The organism is Streptomyces sp. NPDC093064, assembly GCF_044754605.1.
In the GTDB taxonomy this organism is placed as follows: Bacteria; Actinomycetota; Actinomycetes; order Streptomycetales; family Streptomycetaceae; genus Streptomyces.
In genome coordinates this window covers 1-19,875 of sequence record NZ_JBIVPK010000030.1, presented here as the reverse complement: position 1 = coordinate 19,875, position 19,875 = coordinate 1, and the positions used below count along the sequence as shown (strand labels likewise).

13 protein-coding genes and 2 pseudogenes are annotated in these 19,875 nt (G+C 67.2%); 11 read left to right on the top strand and 4 right to left on the bottom strand.

Annotation, left to right across the window (positions count from 1 at the left end; all coding sequences use genetic code 11):
* The first annotated feature begins 51 nt into the window (after positions 1-51).
* The 5 genes and pseudogenes from ACIQFZ_RS28935 to tpg form a co-directional block, all read left to right on the top strand.
* A complete protein-coding gene (locus ACIQFZ_RS28935; RefSeq protein ID WP_402692592.1) occupies positions 52-471 on the top strand; it encodes a hypothetical protein in 420 nt (139 codons plus the stop codon).
* A gap of 189 nt (positions 472-660) precedes the next feature.
* Entirely contained in the window at positions 661-903 is a 243-nt protein-coding gene (locus tag ACIQFZ_RS28930) for a hypothetical protein (protein WP_402692543.1), read from the top strand.
* Positions 904-1,180: 277 nt separating this feature from the next.
* Positions 1,181-2,122 (top strand): YcxB family protein, encoded by a 942-nt coding sequence (locus ACIQFZ_RS28925; RefSeq protein ID WP_402692542.1) that lies wholly within the window; start codon positions 1,181-1,183, stop codon positions 2,120-2,122.
* A gap of 29 nt (positions 2,123-2,151) precedes the next feature.
* Positions 2,152-2,619, top strand: a pseudogene (locus ACIQFZ_RS28920) (transcriptional regulator); the annotation flags it as partial.
* Between the two features lie 12 nt (positions 2,620-2,631).
* A pseudogene (gene tpg / locus ACIQFZ_RS28915) lies at positions 2,632-2,951 on the top strand (telomere-protecting terminal protein Tpg); the annotation flags it as partial.
* A 229-nt stretch (positions 2,952-3,180) separates the two neighbouring features.
* Here the strand turns inward: tpg and ACIQFZ_RS28910 are convergent.
* Positions 3,181-3,762, bottom strand: coding sequence for a L,D-transpeptidase family protein (locus tag ACIQFZ_RS28910; RefSeq protein WP_402692541.1), 582 nt, complete (start codon positions 3,760-3,762; stop codon positions 3,181-3,183).
* A 106-nt stretch (positions 3,763-3,868) separates the two neighbouring features.
* On the opposite strand from ACIQFZ_RS28910, the gene ACIQFZ_RS28905 reads away from it, so the two are divergent.
* The gene (locus ACIQFZ_RS28905) at positions 3,869-4,111 is read left to right on the top strand and encodes a hypothetical protein (protein WP_402692540.1); all 243 of its coding nucleotides are present in this window, start codon (positions 3,869-3,871) and stop codon (positions 4,109-4,111) included.
* A 244-nt stretch (positions 4,112-4,355) separates the two neighbouring features.
* Here the strand turns inward: ACIQFZ_RS28905 and ACIQFZ_RS28900 are convergent, their stop codons facing one another.
* Positions 4,356-6,050 carry an N-acetylmuramoyl-L-alanine amidase gene (locus tag ACIQFZ_RS28900; RefSeq protein WP_402692539.1) on the bottom strand — a complete coding sequence of 565 codons (1,695 nt, stop codon included), beginning with the start codon at positions 6,048-6,050 and terminating at the stop codon, positions 4,356-4,358.
* Positions 6,051-6,119: 69 nt separating this feature from the next.
* A complete protein-coding gene (locus ACIQFZ_RS28895; protein WP_402692538.1) occupies positions 6,120-6,710 on the bottom strand; it encodes a hypothetical protein in 591 nt (196 codons plus the stop codon).
* Positions 6,711-7,042: 332 nt separating this feature from the next.
* Here ACIQFZ_RS28895 and ACIQFZ_RS28890 point away from each other — a divergent pair, with 332 nt between their 5' ends.
* The 5 genes from ACIQFZ_RS28890 to ACIQFZ_RS28870 all read left to right on the top strand — a co-directional run bounded on the left by ACIQFZ_RS28890 (position 7,043) and on the right by ACIQFZ_RS28870 (position 17,731).
* Entirely contained in the window at positions 7,043-8,872 is a 1,830-nt protein-coding gene (locus tag ACIQFZ_RS28890; protein WP_402692537.1) for a DNRLRE domain-containing protein, read from the top strand.
* On the top strand, positions 8,781-15,743 hold the full coding sequence (locus ACIQFZ_RS28885) for a DNRLRE domain-containing protein (RefSeq protein WP_402692536.1): 6,963 nt from the start codon (positions 8,781-8,783) through the stop codon (positions 15,741-15,743). The genes ACIQFZ_RS28890 and ACIQFZ_RS28885 overlap by 92 nt, the downstream gene beginning before the upstream one ends.
* Positions 15,740-16,267, top strand: a complete 528-nt coding sequence (locus ACIQFZ_RS28880; protein WP_376409538.1) for a hypothetical protein — start codon at positions 15,740-15,742, stop codon at positions 16,265-16,267. Before ACIQFZ_RS28885 ends, ACIQFZ_RS28880 begins: the two co-directional genes overlap by 4 nt.
* Before the next feature lie 209 nt (positions 16,268-16,476).
* The gene (locus tag ACIQFZ_RS28875) at positions 16,477-17,145 is read left to right on the top strand and encodes a hypothetical protein (RefSeq protein WP_402692535.1); all 669 of its coding nucleotides are present in this window, start codon (positions 16,477-16,479) and stop codon (positions 17,143-17,145) included.
* Between the two features lie 370 nt (positions 17,146-17,515).
* Entirely contained in the window at positions 17,516-17,731 is a 216-nt protein-coding gene (locus ACIQFZ_RS28870) for a hypothetical protein (RefSeq protein ID WP_402692534.1), read from the top strand.
* A 604-nt stretch (positions 17,732-18,335) separates the two neighbouring features.
* On the opposite strand, the gene ACIQFZ_RS28865 is transcribed toward ACIQFZ_RS28870, so the two are convergent.
* On the bottom strand, positions 18,336-19,451 hold the full coding sequence (locus ACIQFZ_RS28865; RefSeq protein WP_402692533.1) for a WD40/YVTN/BNR-like repeat-containing protein: 1,116 nt from the start codon (positions 19,449-19,451) through the stop codon (positions 18,336-18,338).
* Between the last annotated feature and the right edge of the window lie 424 nt (positions 19,452-19,875).

The following is a 19,875-nucleotide window of genomic DNA, read 5'->3' as shown; positions in this document are numbered from 1 at the left end:
GGACGGGCCTTGAGCGCCCAACTGAGAGACACCGCAGCGCAGTTGGCAGACATGCTCTGGCGTCAGCACACCGTGTACCGGGACCGCGCCGGGGGTGTGGTCATCCGGGGAGAGCATGTGCAGCGCTGGATCAGTCTCGCCCCCTCGGGCCGCAAGGACGAGATCCTGCTCCGTGCGGGCCGCATCCTCGACGGCGGCACCACCGCTCCGGCGCGCTCAGAGACGGTCGTCCCGCTCGGTACCGGCACCGGCGAACTCGCCACGGCCTGCCGCCGCCTGCTCGCCGAGACCGCCGCCGACGCAACACCGCCCGCCCCGACGGCTCCCGGCCGCACCAAGCGGACCGAGAAGCCGAAACGGCCCGGGCGGAAAGGGAAACGGATGAGCCTCGCCTCCTGGACGATCCTCGCCTGTGTGGTCGGCGTCGTCGCCCTGTACGCCTACAGCACTGCGACGACAGGCACGCGCTGAGGAAAGCCCGCAGACCCCGGGAGTCCTGACGGTCGCCCTCCGGGGCCGACCGAGGATCGCAACCACACCGCCGCTGAGGCGTGGGAGAGGTCGTCTCGTCTGGCGGTCGTCCTCCGGGGCGACCGAGGACCGCAACGTTACCTTTGCCGATAACCCCGTCTGCGCAGGTCATGCGGCATGCTCGTACTCGTGGAGAACGCCGCCGAGGCGATCGGATCGTCGTATATCGAGGCGGGCTGTCTCGTCCGGATCGGCGATCGGCGTCGGCACAGGGTTCAGCGGGCGGGCGTTCGCGATGCCCTGGTGGGGCCGACGGGAGTTGTAGAACTTCTCAAACTCGCGCAGGGCATGTGCCGCTGGTTCCAGACGGGCGACCGGCGCGTCCTGACCGATCGCCTGGACACACCCCGGGCCCCGGGGAATCGACCATGACATTCCCCGGGCCCGGCTCGGGTCGCAGCGTCAGACGACGCTAAGGCCTCGCCGTCACGTGGTGTGCGGCGGATGCTCAGCCTTCCTCGGCCTGTGAGGACTCCGTGGGCAGGCAATACGCGCACCTGGACGCTGAGTCGACGCGCCCCATACATCGCCCGCAGGTGTTGCGCTCCCGAACAGGGCCGCGCCCGTCAGCGCATCCCGGGGCACGTCATCGCTGGAGCGGCTGAGAATGCCTCTACGATCCGGTTGATCACTGAACCGGGGAGGGGACATGGCCGAGAGCCGGGAAATGACAGACGCGGTCGCGGGGAGATCGGTGGAGCTGGTCTACCGGCCGACCGTCGGCGACTTGGCGTCCGCGCTGCGGGCACGTGCGAGGAATACTGGCGCGGGACGCTTTCAGCGCCGGGTACTGGTCTTCACGGTGGCGGCCGCGGCCGTCGGCGCCCTGTTGTCGGCGGCCGGCTCCGGCCGTCATGACACACCGTGGCAGCTGTATGCGGGGGTGGTGGTCTTCGCCGCCTTCATGACTGCGGTGCCGTGGTTGCAGGCGCGTCAGCTCCACCGGCTCGCCGAACGGCAGGGGGACATCCGCGGGACGGTCGACGACACCGGGATCCGGCTCACCACCGCGCACAGCTCGGCCACCCTCGACTGGCACCTCTACCCGCGCTATGCCGAGACCCCGGAGCTGTTCGTGCTGCTGAGCGCCGACAAGTCCGCCGTCGGCGTCGTCGTCCTGCCCAAGCGGGCCGTGGCGGACCCAAAGGACGTGGACCGGCTGCGGGCGGTCCTGGACCGGCGGCTCGTGCGCGCGGACGCCGCCGAGGTGCCCGGAAGCCCGCGGAGCCGGGGCCGGGCCGTCGGCCGCGGGGCCGGCTCCGTCGGACTGTTGCTGCTGGGGCTGCTGCTGTTCTTCTTCGCCTTCGCCGCCGTCCAAACCGCCGCGCACCCGGACCGCTTTCCCGGGATCCAGAACAACACCGCCTCGATATCGGCCGTCATGCTGGTGCTGGGGGCGCTCGCGGTCGCCGGGGCCTGGTGGCTCGTACGGCGGATGACGGTCATGCGGATCGTGACCGCCGTGCTCGCCGTCCTCGTCCTGCTGGCCGGTGGCGCCGCCCTGTACCGCGTGGGGCCAATGCTCCACTGCTGGGGCTCGGACCGGATCGCCCGCGCGCCCGACGGCGCCTACGCCTGCTACGACTTCTGAAGGACGGCCAGGCCTCGCCACTGGCGACGGCGCGGGTCGTCTCGGCGATCAAGGCGACGGTGAAGGGCGGCCTGGGCAAGCTGCGCGAGCGCCCGCGCGGGGAGCGCTGTCGGCCGGGCGAGCCGTGGCGCGCCCTGTCCCGCCCGACGTGGCGGCCGGACATCCGCGCGGCGGTCATCTCCCGCACCCGGATCAACCTGCACCGCAAGATCGTCAAGCACGCGGCGTTCACCGGGCAGTACCCGGTCGCGATCCTCTCCGACTGCGTCGTCTACGCAGCCAACGGGCCCTCGCCGCTGGACTTCCTGCCCTACCGGGACGGCAAGCCGCTGCCCGGCGGTTTCAAGCTCGGCATCAACCCCGGCCTGGTCAAGCACGAGGGCACCCAGACCGTCCTGTGGGGCGAAGAGGTCCGCGAGCGGTTCAACGCACCGGAACTCAACCTCGCCCGGTACATCAAGGACGGCACCGTCACCGACGTCGACAACGGAGAGTAGGAGAAGGGGACGATGAGCCTGTTCGGGGACGGCCTGGACGCCGCGGTGCAGAAGGCGTTCACCCGCCCGACACCCAAGAGCGCCTGGTCAAGCAGCTCAAGAGCACCAAGGCCGTCGCCCAGATGCTGCGTATCTCCCAACGCACCGTCGAGCGGTACGTGAAAGACCAGATCAAGAAGCCCCGCCCGGACCTCGCCGCGCGCCTGGAGCGCGAGGTGAAGAAGCGGTGGCAACCGCAGATCCGGGCCAAGGCCCGACAGAAGGCGGCGACCAGCGGCTACACCGCGCCGATCGGCTCCACGGACCAGGACCGCATCCGACACCTGAACATCGAGCACCTGGAGTTCGACCTGTAGCAGCCGGGCCCCGAACAGCCCGCGAGCCCGGACAAGCCGGTCCGGGCTCGCTCGCGTATCTGCGAGGGGTCGGATGTTCGTGCACGCCATTGACGTGACGATCGACGCCCTGCCGGCGGCCCCAAGCGACTGCTGGGGGCTGTGCTGGAAGGCGAGATCACCGACTACCTGTCCGGGATCTTCGAAAAGGGGTGGGCGCTGGCTGTCAGCCGATGGCGATGCGGGGGTGGGCGGATGGTGTGATCCATCCCATGATCTGGTCCATGGTGGTGCGGGGGACGGAGACGCAGCCGGCGGTGGCGCCGTTGCCGTTGATGTGGAGGAAGATGCCGGCGCCGCGGCCGGGGGTGGCGGGCCAGCGGTTGAAGTTGATGACGAGTGCTTTGGCGTACTGGGTGGGGTAGTTGATGAGGTGTTCGCTGCCGCGTTCGCCGGCTTCGGTGAGGGGGAAGTCGGCGCCCTGCTCGCCGTGCATGGAGTTGTAGTACTTCGACTGGGGGTCTTCCACCCACCAGTCGTCGCTGTTGACGACGTGGTAGGGCATGGCGGTGCCGGAGGCTTGGACGCCGAAGCCTTCGGTGATGGTGTAGGTGCCGGTGGGGGTGGTGTAGGTGCTCTGGCGGCGGGTGGCTCCGTCGGTGACGCCGTTGGAGCCGACCCGGCCCGCGCTGGTGCTGAACTGCGCCTTCCAGCCTGCGGAGGTCTTGCTCCAGGCGGTGACGGTGGCGTAGGAGCCGCTGGCCTTGACGGTGATCAGCTGGGTCGCGTTGCCCACCTGGACCGGCACCGGGAAGTTGGGTGCGGCAGGTGCCGGGGCCGCTGCCGCACCGCTGTTACCCGCAGCCGCACCACTCGCCGGACCGTTGGCATTGTTTGCGGCATGTGGCGCGGCTGTGGACGCCGAAGCCGAAGCCGAAGCGGAGGCCGAGGCCGACGCCGAGGCTGAGGTTGACGGGCTGGTGGATGCGGAGGTGGAGGCGCTCGGGGACCCGGTGGGGGAGGCTTCGGTGGGGCCCGTCTGCGACGGCTGCGACACATCGACGTCGTCCGCCGCCGAGGCCGCAGGGCTGTCGTGTCCGCCGCAGGCGGACGTCACCGACAGGGCACCGAGGACGGCGGTGGTGGTCAGAACCTGACGGGGCAGGACTCGCACGATGGCTCCTTGATCTGGAGAAACGGGAGGTTCAAGCGGGACGAGTGACGGGGGACGGTCGGGTGAGGAACTCGTTTCGCGCACGGGGCCGCCTGGCCCTGGGGCGGAAGGCGGCACGGCACGGTGGGGGCAGACCCGACGTGTACGGCACAAGGCCCCGGTACCGATCTGGAACGGACCGGCGCCGCTGTCCCGGCCGACGGGGGCTGGGACAGCAGCGGGGTGGGTCAGTGTGTGGCGTAGCGGGACTGTCCGGCAGCGGTGCGGATGCCGGGGAGTGCGGCGTAGAGGGTTTTGCCGGGGCAGAGGGTGGCGAAGCCGTCCCGGTGGCCGGAGATGGTGTTCAAGGTGGCCTTCTGGCCGCTCTTGTACACGCCGGTGTCGCCCGCTGCGGTGAGGGTGACCTGGGCCTGGGGGTTGACGCCGTCCAGGCTGAGTTTCCAGGCGGCGAGGTCGGCGATGGCCTGCTTGGCGGCCGCGGTCGGGGTGCCGCCGTTCTCGTAGTCGCCCAGCAGGGAGATACCGGCGGAGTCGCCGTTGAAGCCGTAGGTGTGGGCGCCGCGCACGCGCTTGTCGACGCCGCCGGCACGGCCTTCGAAGACGGTGCCGCACTTGTCGACGAAGAAGTTGTAACCGACGTCGTTCCAGCCCTCGGTCCGCACGTGGTAGACGAGGATCGCGCGGATGATGGCGGGTGAGTCGGCGCAGCTGTAGTCGTTGGTGCCTGCGGTGTGGTGGACGAAGACGGCCTTCACCTTGGCCAGGTACTCGGGCGGGTCCTTGACCAGGGTCTCGTCGGCGCCCCAGGTGGCGCGGTCGACGATCGCGGGGGCGGCGGGCTCGGTGGGCGTGGGCGTCTCGGTCGCCGAGGGGGCGGACGGCTCGGAGGTGGCGTCGCTGGGCTCGGGGGCCGGGTCGGTCGGCTCAGGCTGGGCACTGTCGGCGGGAGCGGTGGGGCTGTCGGAGTCCGCCGAGCCGGGGGTCTCGGAGCCCGCGGTCGGCTCTGCGTCCGGGGTGGTGCTCGAGGAGGCTGTGGGCTCCTCGGTGGTGTTGTCGGCCGGGCCTGTCGGTTCCGGCGTGTTGCTGCCGTCGTCGGCGGTGGCCTCGGGGGTGGTGGAGGGCGCGTCGTCCTGGCCGCCGTTGCCGGCGTCGTGGGTGGGCGTGCTGGACGGGGCCGTGTCCGGTGGGGTGTCGCCGGCTGCGGAGGAGGTGCTGGGGGAGGACGGCTGTTCGGCGGTGGCCGAAGGGCCTCCCGCGGAGTCGCCTGGTTTCGTGCCGGCCTGGCCATTGCCCTTGCTCTGGCCGTTCCCGTTCCCCTGGCCGTTGGTCTTGCTCTGGCCGTTCCCCTGGCCGTTGCCGTTGCCGTTGCCGTTGTTCTTGCCCGTGGCCTTGTCGTTGGGGGTGGTGCCGGGGTCGATCAGGTCCAGGCGCAGTCCGTCGGGGACGGTGATGGTCTGCTTGCCGTTGGCTATGACTCGTGCCTCGACCGCGTTGGAGGGGCCCACCCACAGCGGTTCGGAGGCGCCGCGGGTGCCCGGGGCGCTGCCTTCGGCGGTCTCGGGTGCGACCGTGTCGAAGTCGAGGTCGCGCCAGTCGGTCCACTCGCCGGTACCGGCGCTGCGGGTACGGATCTGGGCGGTGCCGTCGAAGCCCTTGGTGTGGTTTTTCCAGGAGACACCGATCAGAGAGAAGGCTTTGGTGTCGGTGCGGGGAAGGGCGCGCTTCGAGCTGCTGGAGCCGACGAGCGCGATCGTGTCCAAGCTGGCCGGGCGGGCCTGTGTGGTGTCCCCGGAGTCATCGGGTGTGAAGGCGACGGCGGCCGTGGCCAGACTCGCGCCGCCGAGCACCGTCGCACCGACGGCCAGCCACACCCGGCGTCTGCCGGACCGTATGCGGCGGGAACGGGACCTTGTGGAGCTCATGGATTTCCTCGGAGTTGTCTCGTGCATGCTCGGTCGTGCTCTTGGCGTGTGCCGGGGACAGGGCCCGCGTCAGCTCTCCGGCGCGTCCTCGTGGGGGAGTTGGCCGGCGCAGGTGGCGCGGCCGAACACGCCGGTGGCGGTGCCGCTTTGGACGTGCTGCCCGCGGATGGAAAGGGCGCAGCGGGCCTGCCCGCCCTTCTCCCCGAGCACGATGTTGATCGTCGGTTCCTGGCCGAGCGGGACGTCCACGGTCGTGCGCCACGGCAGTGTGGCTGCGTTGACCCGGGTGGCTGTCCCTGAGGTGCTGCGGGCCTGGTAGGTGATGTCGACGATGCCTTCGCCGGTCACCTCGTAGGTCACCGGGGCGGCGGGGACACGATGTTCGGCTGTGCCGCCGCTGTTGCCGGTGTTGAGCACGCCGTAGAGGACCAGCCCGGCGCAGGCGGCCAGCACTGCACCGCCCGCGATCAGTGCGCCGCGCAGAGAATGCCGGTCGGCGGACGCAGACGTGGATTCGGTGCCGTTCGGCGACGTGCCGTCATCCTCACGTGCGGCCATGACGGTCCCGGATCCGATCTCGGGCGTGTTTCCGGAGCTTTCCTCGTACCTGGTATCGGATAGCGGCTGGTCCGTCGTGGATTTTCGGGGCGTGCTGCCCATGCTTTTTCCTCTCGCACATGCCATTTCGCTGTTGCGTGAGCCGGGCGTTTATACATGGCACGGGAAACGGCTGTCCAGCGACCAGATATAACGGACATTCACCCCTCCTCTTTCGCCCTCAAGCGTCAGTAAAGAGGGTCAAGTGTCGGCAATGTCCAATCGCTTGACATCGCGTCTTTGAGGTGACTAGAAATCCCGGCGCCGCTGCGCATGACTTCCCGTCACTGCTGGTGGTGGGGTTCTCAGCGGCAGTTTTCGGACACGACGCATGGGAAAGGTTTGGCGTGAAACCCAGATTGGGCAGGCTTATCGCGTGCCTGGTGGTATCCGCGGTGGCGAGTACCGCACTACCCCAGATCGCGTATGCGACGCCCGCTGATGGCAGTGGTGGCGAGGGAATCGTCGACACCGTCAAGGGCTGGTTCTCGGACGATAGCAAGGTAAACGGGAAGCCGCCGTCGCATGACGGTTTAGGGATAGCTGACCGGCAGAAACTGCCGAAGGGGAAGAAGGATCCGAAGGCCAAGCGGGTCCGGGAGCTGACGGGTCAGCGGACGGCGAAGGCGCGGTTCTGGCAGATGTCGGACGGCCGGGTTCAGGCGGAGTTGTCGGCTGCGCCGACCTCCTACCGGTCCGGTTCCGGCCAGAAGGCGACGTGGAAGTCGATCGACACCACGGTCCGCGGCAGCGCGGCGAAGGGCTTCGAGTTCGCCAACACCACCAACTCCGGCAAGAGCTGGTTCGGGTCGGACCCGGAGCGTCTGCTGCGGTTCGAGGGGGCCGACGGTCAGTCGGTCACCCTCGGCCTCAAGGGCGCCACCAAGAAGAACTTCGCCCCGCAGGCCAAGGGCTCCACCGTCGTCTACAAGGATGCGGTGCCCGGTGCGGAGCTGGCGTATGAGGTGGGGCCGGGCCGGGTGAAGGAGAACATCACCCTGGCGAAGCGGCCGGATGGCCCGCTGACGTTCACGTTTACGCTGGATGCGGGCGGTTTGACGCCGAAGGCGCGCAAGGACGGCTCCATTGCGCTGTTCGGGGAGTTGCCGAACACGCCGGTGATGGTGATCCCGGCGGCGTTCATGACGGACGCCCGCAAGGACGCCTCCTCGCCGTACGGGTACTCCTACAGTCCGAAGGTCTCGCAGAGGCTGGTCCGGGACGGCAAGGGCTGGAAGATCACGGTCACGCCGGATGCGGGGTGGCTGGCCGCGAAGGAGCGGCAGTACCCGGTGGTGATCGACCCGACGATCACGATCGCGCCGTCTCCGTCGGCCTCGCAGGACACGATGGTCCTGCAGGAGTTGCCGACGACGAACTTCAACACGAGCTGGAAGCTGGCGGCGGGCAAGACCGAGACGGGGGCTGCACGCTCACTGATCCGGTTCCCGCTGGATGAGATCCCGGCGGGCACGAAGATCGACTCCGCGCGGCTGGAGATGTACTACGACCAGACGCATACCACCGGCGGCAACGATGTCACCATCGAGGCGCACCGGGCCACCGGCAAGTGGGACGCGGCGGGCGCGACCTGGGAGAAGACCAGCGCACTGGTGGGTGAACTGTCCGGAACCAGCGTCGAGTTGGACGACGGGCAGCCGGGCACGGCCGCGAAGGGCAACTGGCCGGCGACCACATCCACGTTGAAGCAGTACGCCATCGGCGGCAACTACGTCTTCAACAGGGACACCATCCCTGGGGACACCTACACCTGGCAGCCGAAGGTCCCCGAGACCAGTGACTACCGCGTGGACGTGCACTACGTCGCGGCGAGCGACAGGGCCACGAACGCCCCGTACACGGTGACGTACAACGGCGGGTCGGCGACCTACCCGGTCAACCAGCAGTCCGGCACCAACGGCGTGTGGGCCTCGCTCAACAACGGCAACAAGTTGCCGTTCGCCAAGGGCACGGCGGGCAAGGTCGTGCTGGGGGATGGTCCGGCAACCGCGACGACCGCGGTGATCGCGGACGCGGTCCGGCTGGTGAACCCCGCCCAGATCACCAAGGCCAAAGGCGACTTCAACCAGTGGCACAAGTTCCCGGTCACCGACACCGTGCAGAAGTGGCTGAATGGTTCGGAGGCCAACTACGGGTTCGTACTCAAGGGCACGGACGAGTCGTCCACGGCCCCCCCAAGGCGGCCCGCGCTACGAGTCCGGTGACGGCGACTACGGCGGCGAGACCGCGACCATCCCGCGCCTGACAGTCACCTACGGCACGATCGGAACCGAACTCGACTCGCCCACCGTGGTCCACGGCACCGGCCCCAAGCTGTCGTGGAAGGCGTACACCAACACCACCGGCAACAGCGGGCTGGACATCGCGGAGTACCAGCTGCACCGCTCCACGCAGCAGTCCTTCACCCCGTCCGCGGCCACTCTCGTCGCGCCGATCGGCAAGTCGGTCACGGAGTACACGGACACGACCGCGACCCCCACCCCGGACTCCTCCACAGCGCAGATCGGCCGGTCGTACTACTACCAGCTCGCGGTGAAGACGAAGAACGGCGAGCTGCTCGGCTCACCCACCCGCATCGTGGGCGTGCCCAAGGCAGGCCGCACCATGCGCCTCATCCAGGGCCGTGACGCCGGAGTCACCGACTCCACACTCTCCTCCGCACGCCCGACCAGCAACCAGGACACCCTTGACTCCTACAAGGCCCAGAACTGGGTGAGCGTCGGCAACAACTCACCCACCTACGGCAAGACCCGAACGGTCCTGAAGTTCCCCACCAAGGACATCCCCACCACCGCGACGGTGCTGGAATCCAGAATGTTCATGTGGGGCGCGGAGACCAACACCGACACCAACGGAGCAATCTACGAACTCCACGGCCTGACCAAGGACTTCGACGAGAAGACGACCACCTGGAACAACGCCACCTCCACCACCCCATGGACGACGGCCGGCGGCGACTACTCGGCCACCGTCTCCGACACCGTCGCACAAGTGTCCGACGTAGGCCGGCACTGGTGGAACGCCACCAGCCTCACCCAGGGCTGGATCAAAACCCCCACCTCCAACAAGGGCGCCCTGCTCAGGCTGAAGGACGAATCGTCCACCGGCCCGCAGGAACGCACCGTATTCCTGTCCTCCGCCACCTCCGACTGGCAAATCGGCCCCCTGCTGCGCGTCATCTACGTCGACTCCACCACCGAGGACACCTACTACGCGCCGCAGACACCGGCCCGTATGACCCCGAACTCCACCTACACGGTGGACTTCACCGTCACCAACACCACCAGCACCGCGTGGGCGGCCGGTGAGCGGGTCCTGTCCTACACGTGGAAGCTGCCCGACGGCACGGACGTGACCTCGAGCGGCAAGCAGCTGACCACCGCCATCCCGACGCTCGCATCGGGAGAGTCGGCGACGATCAAGGCGCAAGTCGCCACGCCGATCAACTCCGACTCCGGCAACAAGCGCACCGACTACGTGCTCGGCTGGGACATCAAGAAGGTCTCCGACGGCAGCTGGCTGTCCGCCGGCACCGGCGGCATCCCCGCCCTGAAGCAGAACGTCGCAGTCGAGGACCCCACCTCCAACACCCTGGGCCTGGAGAAGTTCTACTCCTACACCGGCAAGAACACCGGCGCCGGCTCCACGGTCATGAACAACCTCGCCTCCGGCAACACCGTGTGGTCCTACAACGCCTTCACCAACCCCGGACGCGGCCTGACCACCTTCGCACGGTTCGCCTACAACTCCCTCGACACCAGCGACACCGTCCTCGGCGCCGGCTGGTCCGGCCAGGCAGCCGGACCCATCCGGCTGGGCGCACCCCTGGAGTTCCACCCGAAGCCGAACCCGACCGAGATCCGCCTGCCCGACGGCGACGGCACCACCCACGTCTTCCGCTGGGACGCCACCAACAAGGTGTGGAAGGCCCCGGCCGGCGTCCACTACAAGCTGTACTCCAAGGAAAACCTGGACTGCACCCCCGCCAAGGACCCGATCCCGGACGCCTGGACCCTGCTGCGCCCGGACGGCACCCGCTTCTTCTTCGGCTGCGACGGCTACATGACGTCGGTGGTCGACAAGAACGGCAACACGCAGACGTACACGTACGAGGAACGTCAGTCCAACAACAAGCCGACGAAGTTCCTGAAGTACGTCACCGACCCAGTGGGGCGTCAGTCGCTGACGGTGGAGTACTACAACAAGAGCGACGCGACGTACGACTACATCGATGCTGCGGGCAAGAAGGTCAGCGGCACCAAGCTGAACAACTCCAAGATCTACGACCACATCAAGTCCATCACGGACATCTCGGGGTCGGTCACGGGCCTGCCCGTGCGCAAGATCTCGTTCTACTACACGGACAAGGGCCAGCTCGGTCAGCTCACCGATGGTGACGGCTCCAGCCAGCCGAAGGACTTCAAGTTCACCTACGACTCCACCCAGGGCAACAAGAACGTCAAGCTCGTCAGGGCCACCGACCCGCGCGGCCACGACACCAAGCTGGACTACTACGAGCCCAAGGCCGGCGACAACTCGACCTACCACTGGTGGACCAAGACCATCACCGACCGCCTGAACGGCCCGACGGACTTCACCTACGCGGTGGACGCGGACAACAAGGAGTTCCTCGCCACCACCGTCAAGGACGCCCAGTCGCACACCACGAAGTATGTGACGAATGACTTCGGCCTTCCGGTGCAGACCACCAACGCCAAGTCCCAGACCACGAAAATGAGCTGGGACGCGGACAACAACGTCACCTACCTGGAGGAAGCCAACGGCGCCAAGACCGCGTACTGCTACGACCAGAAGACCGGCTACCCGCTCTGGCAGCGCGACGCGGAGAACAACCAGACAGGCGTGCCGGACCAGACGGCCACCTGCGTGACCGACACCTCCAAGTGGCCGGCCAACGCGTCGAAGTACGAATACCAGACGAGGAAGGACGGCTACGCGGCCGACCTGGTCCGCAAGACCTCCCCGAAGGGCCACGCCTGGACGTTCGGCTACGACTGCTTCGGCAACCTGAAGACGGTCACCGACCCCAAGGGCACGGCGACCTGGAAGCCGGGGGACTGCGAGCCGACCACCAGCGGCTACACCACCAAGTACGAGTACGACGCCGACGGCCAGCTGACCAAGGCGACCGACGCCAACGGCAACCCGACCTGGTACGGCGGCTTCGGGCCGACCGGCTACCCGGCGAAGATCACCGACGCGCTGCAGAACTCGACGGACTTCGTCTACGACGAGCGCGGCCAGGTCACCCAGGTCACCGACGCCGACAAGAAGGCGACCAAGCAGACGTACGACGTGTTCGGGCGTCCGCTGGTCAACACGGTGCCCAAGGAGCCGGGCGTCGTGATCACCTCTCCGGCACCGGAGTACGACGCCAACGACAATGTCACCAAGTCGACGGCGCCCAACGGTGCCGTTTCCACTGCGGTGTACGACGACGCGGACCAGGTCACGTCGGCGACTGCGCCGAAGGACACCTCCACGTCGGATGAGCGCAAGACGACCTACACCTACGACAAGGCCGGCAACCTCAAGACGACAACCGAGCCCAAGGGCAACCTGGCGGGCGCGGCGGCCGGCTCCTACACCACCACCAGCAACTACGACGAGATCTACCAGCTGACGTCGGTGGTAAACGCGGACGGAGACAAGGTCTCCTACGCGTACGACAGTGTCGGCAACACGATCACGGTGGTGGACCCGAAGAAGAACGCCTCCAGCGACCCGAACGCGTACACCACCAAGACTGACTACGACCTGAACCACCGGGTCACGCAGGTCACCGACGCGGCGGGCAACGTCACGAAGCGTGCCTACGACAAGGACTCCCTGATCGTCTCCGCCACGGACGCGGAGAAGAACACCACGCTCATCAGCTACGACGAGCGCGGCCAGCAGACCGAGGTCAAGGTCCCGCACGACGGCACCTCGACGGTCACGTACCGCACGACGAAGTACGAGTACGACCAGGTCGGCAACACCACCAAGGTGCTCACCCCCAGGACGGTGGCAGCCGGTTCCACCACGGCGTTCACCGCGCGCACCGAGTACGACGCGCTCAACCGCCCGGTCAAGCAGTTCCAGCCCTACGACCCGGCGGACGCCCGCTACAACAACCCGAACGTCTACACCCAGACCGTCTACGACAAGGTGGGGCGGGTAGCGAAGTCGTCGCTGCCGCCGTCGCAGGGGCAGACGGTCCGCAACGACACCACCTACGAGTATTTCGACAACGGCTGGGCCAAGTCGTCCACGGACCCGTGGGACATCGTCGCCACCTACGACTACACCGAGCTGGGGCAGCAGGCGTCACGCACGCTGACCGCGGCGGGTGGCGACACCTCGCGCACCATGGCCTGGTCCTACTACCCCGACGGCAAGCTGAAGTCCCGTACGGACGACGGCATCCCGGTCGGCAAGTCGGTGGTCCTGGTTGACAACTCCGACACTCAGAACACCTCCTCCACCGGTACCTGGACGAAGGGAGACCTCCCCGGCCAGCAGGGCTACGACCACCTCACTCACGCGGCCGGCACCGGCACGGACACCTTCACCTGGACGCTCACCATCCCCAAGGACGGCACGTACACCGCGTACGTGAAGTTCCCCAAGATGACCAGCGCGGCCACGGCGGCGAAGTACACGGTCACGCACGCGTCAGGCACGACCGACAAGACACTCGACCAGAACACCGGCACCGGCACCTGGGTGCCACTGGGCGGGTACACCTTCAAGCAGGGCAACGACGCGAAGGTGCAGCTGTTCCAGAACAGCGGCGGCGTCGTGGTCGCGGATGCGGTGAAGCTGGTCCGTGACACGTCCGGTGACCCGGTGGCCGAGCAGAAGCGGTCCTTCAACTACGTCTACGACGCCAACGGCAACCTGACCTCGATCACCGACGGCACGCCGGGTACAAAGGCCGATGCGTACACGATCGCCTACACAGGCCTGAACCAGGTCCAGAAGGTGACCGAGGCCCTCACGGGCCAGGAGAAGAAGGCCACGTCGTACACCTACGACGCCAACGGCCAGTCGGAGACCGTCACCCACCCCGACCAGTTCTCCAAATACACCTACGACCTGCGCGAACTGGTCAAAACGGTCTCGGTGGGCAAGTCCGCGACAGACGCTTCGCCGAAGGTGACGTCGTACACGTACACCGACCGCGGCCAGAAGCTGAAGGAGACCAAAGCCAACGGCAACACCGTCGACTACACGTACTACCTCGACGCGGCACTGAAGACGACGGCGGAGAAGAAGCCCAACGGCACCCTCGTTTCCTCCCACACCTACGCCTACGACCCCAACGGCAACAAGGCGCAGGACGTCGCGAAGAAGATGAACGCCGACAACCACGCGGCGTACCTGTCATCGACCACGGACTACACCTACGACCCGGCCAACCGGCTAAAGCAGTCGGCGAAGACTGGCAACGGCGCCGGGACGGAGGCGTACGTCCACGACGACAACGCCAACGTCATCAGCCAGACGGTCAAGGACACTACCACCACCTACAACTACGACCGCAACCGACTGCTGTCCGCCACCATCGGTGGTACGACGGCGACCTACAACTACGACCCGTACGGCCGTCAAGAGTCAACCACCAGCGGCAGTAAGGTCATCGAGCGGAGCGTGTACGACGGCTTCGACCACGTCATCGAGTCCCAGAAGGCGGACGACACGGGCGCGATGAAGTCCACCACGTACACCTTCGACCCGCTCGACCGCACCGCGTCCAAGACCGCGGACGGCAAGACGACCGACTTCGAGTACCTGGGTCTGTCCTCCGAGATCCTGGACGAGAAAATCGCCGGCACGCTGACCAAGTCGTACCAGTACAGCCTGTGGGGCGAGCGCCTGTCGCAGATCAAGCACAACAGCGACGGCACGACCGAGGACGGCTACTACGGCTACAACGGCCACACCGACGTCGAGACCCTCACCGACAAGAACGGCGACACCAAGGCGACGTACGGCTACACGGCCTACGGCTCCGACGACAGATCCGAGTTCAGCGGCATCGACAAGCCCGACGCCGCCGACCCGACCAAGGAGGCCTACAACCCCTACCGCTTCAACGCCAAGCGCTGGGACGCCCAGTCCGGCACCTACGACATGGGCTTCCGCGACTACAACCCGGGCCTGAACCGCTTCACCACCCGGGACATGTACAACGGCGCCCTCGCCGACATGAACCTCGGCACCGACCCCTTCACCGGCAACCGGTACGCCTTCGGCGGCGGCAACCCCGCGTCCTTCGTGGAGATCGACGGGCACTTCTCCGTCGGCGGCGTCATCGACACCATCGAGAGCGCCGCGAAGAACACGGTCCAGGAGGCCACCGGAAGCGGCTGGAAAGGTTTCTTCAAGTTCGGCCTCAAGACGGCCGGAAAGCGCAACCTGGTCAGCCTGGCCGTCGGCGTCATCTCCGACATCGCCGGCGTCGAGAGCCCGACCGACATGGCGGTCGACTGGCTCGTGGACGGGATCTTCGGTGAGGGCGAGCAGGAGGAGAAGCGCCTCATCACCATCGACCGGAGCACCCCGCGGCCCCCACTCATGCCCGACACCCGCGACGGGTCCTGCAATCTGCCGCGCAGCCAACGGTACAACTACCAGCCGCTCGTGGACGGTGCGCCCACCGGTGCCACGGCCCTGATCTGCCCCCAGGATCTGAAGCCGCCGAACTCGCGCGGCAAGCGGGTCGGAAGTTGGAACCCACCTGGTTACGTTGCCAAGAGGGACCGTGACAACCAGTGGATCTTCAACCGGTCTCATATCATCGGCGACAGGTTCAACGGCGACTGGGTCCGGGAGAACATCTTCACCGGTTTCAAGCAAATGAACGACCCCGGTATGAAGAAGTGCGAGAACAAGATGGCCAGTGCCCTCGATGGAGGTGAGCCGGTGTTGTACTCTGGGCAGTTGGAGTATGGCAATGGACGGGAAAACATCCCGACTGGTATCAGAATGACCGCAACGACCCCCAACCGGGTTCTGTTCGCGGGGGTTCTCGTGAGCAACGTACCGGGAAGTCAGGTGACCTGTTGAGTCTTCAGCAGCTTGAGGAAGCGCTGCCCGCTCTGCTCGACATTCGAGAGGATGAGCGGCGGAGCATCGACTGGGATCTCATTTCGGCGGAGACGGGGGTCGTGTTCCCCTCGGACTTCGTCGCCCTCGCCGAGGTGTACCCGAGATTCACGATCGATGAATTCTTGGGGCTCCACATTCCCACCCCCGGCGAAGAGCGTTATTTCGTCTCGGGAATGAAAAGGCTCCTCGGCGACCTGGCGGATCTCCGTGGTTCCGGGATGTCGCACGGTCATGTTCCGTATCCGGAGCCAGGGGGACTCGTGCCCTGGGGAGACTCCTGTGAGGGCGACGTGTTCTTCTGGCGCACGAGTGGTGCCAGCGCCGATGCCTGGACCGTTCTCGTCAGCGGGCACAACGACGACTGGTGCGAGTTCCAGGGGAGTCTCACGGAGTACCTCGCCGGCCTGGTGTCCGGGACGGTGGCGCCGGACGGGCTGCCACCGGACTTCCCCGGCGCGACGCCGCTGATCGAAGCCGACTGAGTCCGCGGTCGGACAGGATACGGAGTGGTTCGCCGGTGTCTTCTGGCGGACCACTCCGTGTGGTGGGCAGGGTGGTGCCCGGTGCGGACTCCACCGCCTCCGGGCACTGCACCTGCCGAATATCCCGTCCGGGTATTCGACGCCAGGTCGTCCAGCAGGAATTCCTTGTCCGGGCTTTCTGGGGGCCGCGAGCCGAGTCGGTCGACCAAATGGCGGCATCCTGGGTAGAGTTCCTGTCCGGGATCGACGACGTGGTGCCGGGAGTTCGCGGTGGCTGGCGAAACGCTGGCGAGCAGCACCTCGACCCCGGTGACGGCGATTCTGTGACGAACTGGATCCGTTCTGCTTTCGAAGAGAGGGTGGCGGATGGTGAGTTGGAACTCGGCGTTAATCTCGTAGCTGACTCAAACGGCACGGGAGGCTTGGAACTGGGAATTACCGCGACGGTGGGCGGGACGAGTGACCTGCCTACACTGAAGAACAGCGCGGTGCTCAAGATCACTCGTGCAGGGAACGAGGGCTTCGAGCAGATTCCGGATTTTCTTCGTGATCTGCTTGAAGCCCTCGTGAACTCCTGGGATCCGGACTGGGCTGATGCGGGAACCTACGAACTGTGGGATGCCCAGGAAGCTGCGGGGCGGATCCCGAGGAGGACGCCGCGTACCGGGCTCGCCACCTACTTGTCGGAAGGACGGGCCCGGCTCGCGGGGGACGCGCTCGCTGGCTGTCGAACCCGGCCGGTGGGCAACGGGGTGGTCGTGGACTTCTTGACCGAATCGGGTGAAGTGCCTGATCTGCAACGCCTGGTTGAGCTCGACCAGGCGTTGCGGTCCGGGGAGGCCTTCGCCCCCACCCCGACGGATCGGGCGCGGCTCTGACGGCTCCGGCTGTGGGAGTACCTGCCGCAGGAACTGCGGCTCGGGTCTGATCTGCTGGCGGCGCCTGGTTTCCTGTCCACGGAGGTTGGTGACGGAGGTCTCGGCTGACGGATCTTGAAATGGGTGAGGGCCTTCTGGCCTGGTGTGGATTGCGGCATCTGCACCGGCGACCAGAAGGCCCTCATGCCGCACCGTAACTCACCGCTGACCGAGTCCGGGCGTCTGCGCCTGTTCGGGGTCCAGTTCGGCAGCAGCACCGCAGAACGAGCACAGCCGGGTGCCGGGATGCTGCGCCGCGTTTACCGCCCCGCTCTAGCGTCAGCGTTGGCGCTGGCCCGCGGCCGCCGGTCTGCCGACAGGCGGCCCCTGGATGACCCAAGAGGAGGCAGCGTCCTATCTGGGAATCGGGCCGTACCACCTGAACGTCCTGACGTCCGTCACCCACCGGATCGACATGGTCCGCACCACAGGCAAGGAACTCGCCGTCACGCGCGCGAGTGTCGAGGCAGAGAAGAACTGGCGTACCTCCGCCGCTTTCTGGCGGAAGGCCCTGCGCCTACTCAAGGACATTCCCAGGGCGATGTGAGGAACCGGATCGGCCGGAACTGGATCGCCGGGGGCCGTCAAGATCATTTGTTAATCGGTCAAGATCGTCTGTCACGGGACACCGGAATCACGGTCCTGACCCCCGGATGCGATCTCTCGGTTTCGGGACAGTGGGGTGAGAGACAGTGGGCCTGGGTGTGTTGTTGCTGGTGGGTGGTGGTTTAGGGGTGTAGGGCCACTGTCTTGGACGTGAGAGTTTCGCGGTGCATCGCTGTCGTGGGGGTGTTATCGCGTGCGGGGTGACGCTGTCTCAGTTTCGTGAGTTCTTATCCACTGGCCGGTGGGTGGTTGGGGTGCTTGAGGCGTGGATCAGCGGGACCAGCCCGTCCGGGGCGGGGTTGGGGGCGTTTTCGTCGGCGCGGAGTAGGGGCGGGCCTGGTGCTCGTTCAGCTCATTCCGCGCGGGCTGGCCGGCTCCCGCGGCTACGTCGTGGGGTTCGAGTTCACAGGGGAGGGCGTCGCCCATCTCGCCGAGCACCATGCCGCCTACGCCGCCGCTTGTCCGAAGCTGAATCTGTCCGACCGGTTTGAAGCGGTGGGGACTGGAAATCGAGCGGCAGCCACCGTGCCAGTCCCCGACGCTGCTCAGGTCCGGTTGCCCAGTTTGAACTTGGTCCAGTGGATACCGTCGGTGGATATGCCCCAGCTCCCGGCGCCGAAGCTGTCGCCCCACAGATAGCCGAGCGCTGTCGTGGTCACCCAGCCCGACATCCCTTGGGAGTTTGGGAGGCGCGTGAAGGAATGACCGCCGTCGGTACTGCGCCAGATGCCGTCCTCACTGTAGATCGTCAGGCTGCCGTCGACGGCGGCGACCGGCGTGCCGAGCAGGGAGCGCGGTTCCACGCTCTTGCGGTGCTCCCAGACGCGTTCCCAGGTGTGGCCCCCGTCCGTGCTGCGGTGGAGGGCCAGCAGGCCGTTCTTCACGTTGTCCTCGTCGGGCAGCTGGCCCGGCTCTGCCGCGTAGAGCACCTTTCCGGTTCCGGTCACGCGCAGGGCCCAGACGGACTCTCCGGTTCCTGTCGGCCGGGACAACCGCCAGCTGAGTCCCCCGTCCTCGCTGACGGCGAGTGCGACACGGCCGGAGTGCGGGTCACGACCGGAGGCGAAGACCAGGTCCTTGGTCTGCCCGGCCGGGATCACGGGGGGCTGGAGTGGGGGCTGAGTGGCCAGGGACCGGAACTCTCCGGTGGTGGGCAGGGCCGTGAGGATGCGGGCGTGCTCACAGTTGTTGCCCTCCTGGTCCGTCCGTGTGCAGTCCTCGAACAGGGTGACGCCCTCGGGCAGCACCAAGGTCGTGCCCGAGGGCCTGGCTGAGCCCGGCCGCCAGTGGCGTCCCCCGTCACTCGTGAACCAGGTCCGGTCCGGCGCAGGCCACACGCCCTCCGTGACCAGCGCGCGACCGGGCCCCAGCACCCTGAGCGTCGCCGTGATGCCGTGCTCCACGGTCACGTCCGCCAGCGGGGAACGTCCGAGCCGCCAGGCGTCGGCACCCTTGTCGAGCACGGCAACTCGCTGCCGACAGCGTGTCTTCCCGCACTCGGCGAGCAGCGCGAACCCACTGGCGTCCCTGGCGAAGTCGACGGCGACCGAGCTGCCGGGCAGGTCCGTCCCGTACGGAATCCGGGGGACGACCGCCGCCTCGGGGGAAGCGGTGCGCTCACCCGCCTGCGCGCCCCCGTCCTTGCTCCTGTCCGTGTCCATCTCGACGCATGCCGACACCGAAGCCGGCAATATCAGAAGGATGGCGGCCAAGATGCCCCAACTGCACCTGCCCTTACGCCCGCGCCACCTCATGGGAAGCCCCCGATCCGACCGGTATGCCCGGCCCGCGATGCACCGTCATCTCTGGTACACCGCTCGCCGCGCTCGGGTTCCCACACAGGCTGGCGGCCCGCCAGGCGACATGGCAGTACGCCCGGGGCGCCTCAAAGACCGCGGAATGGCGGACATTCTGCCCCCATAGCCATGCAAAGGCGGGAAACGAGCGGTCCTTTCGCCCTTGGGAGTGAAGGAGGCCCCTGCCCTCGGCTCAGGGCCCCGGCGTTTGCCCGGCTCATCCTGACTTGATCGGTTGATGTCGGTAGTGGGCCCCGAAAGTAGGCGAACACGGCCCCTGTGGATCATG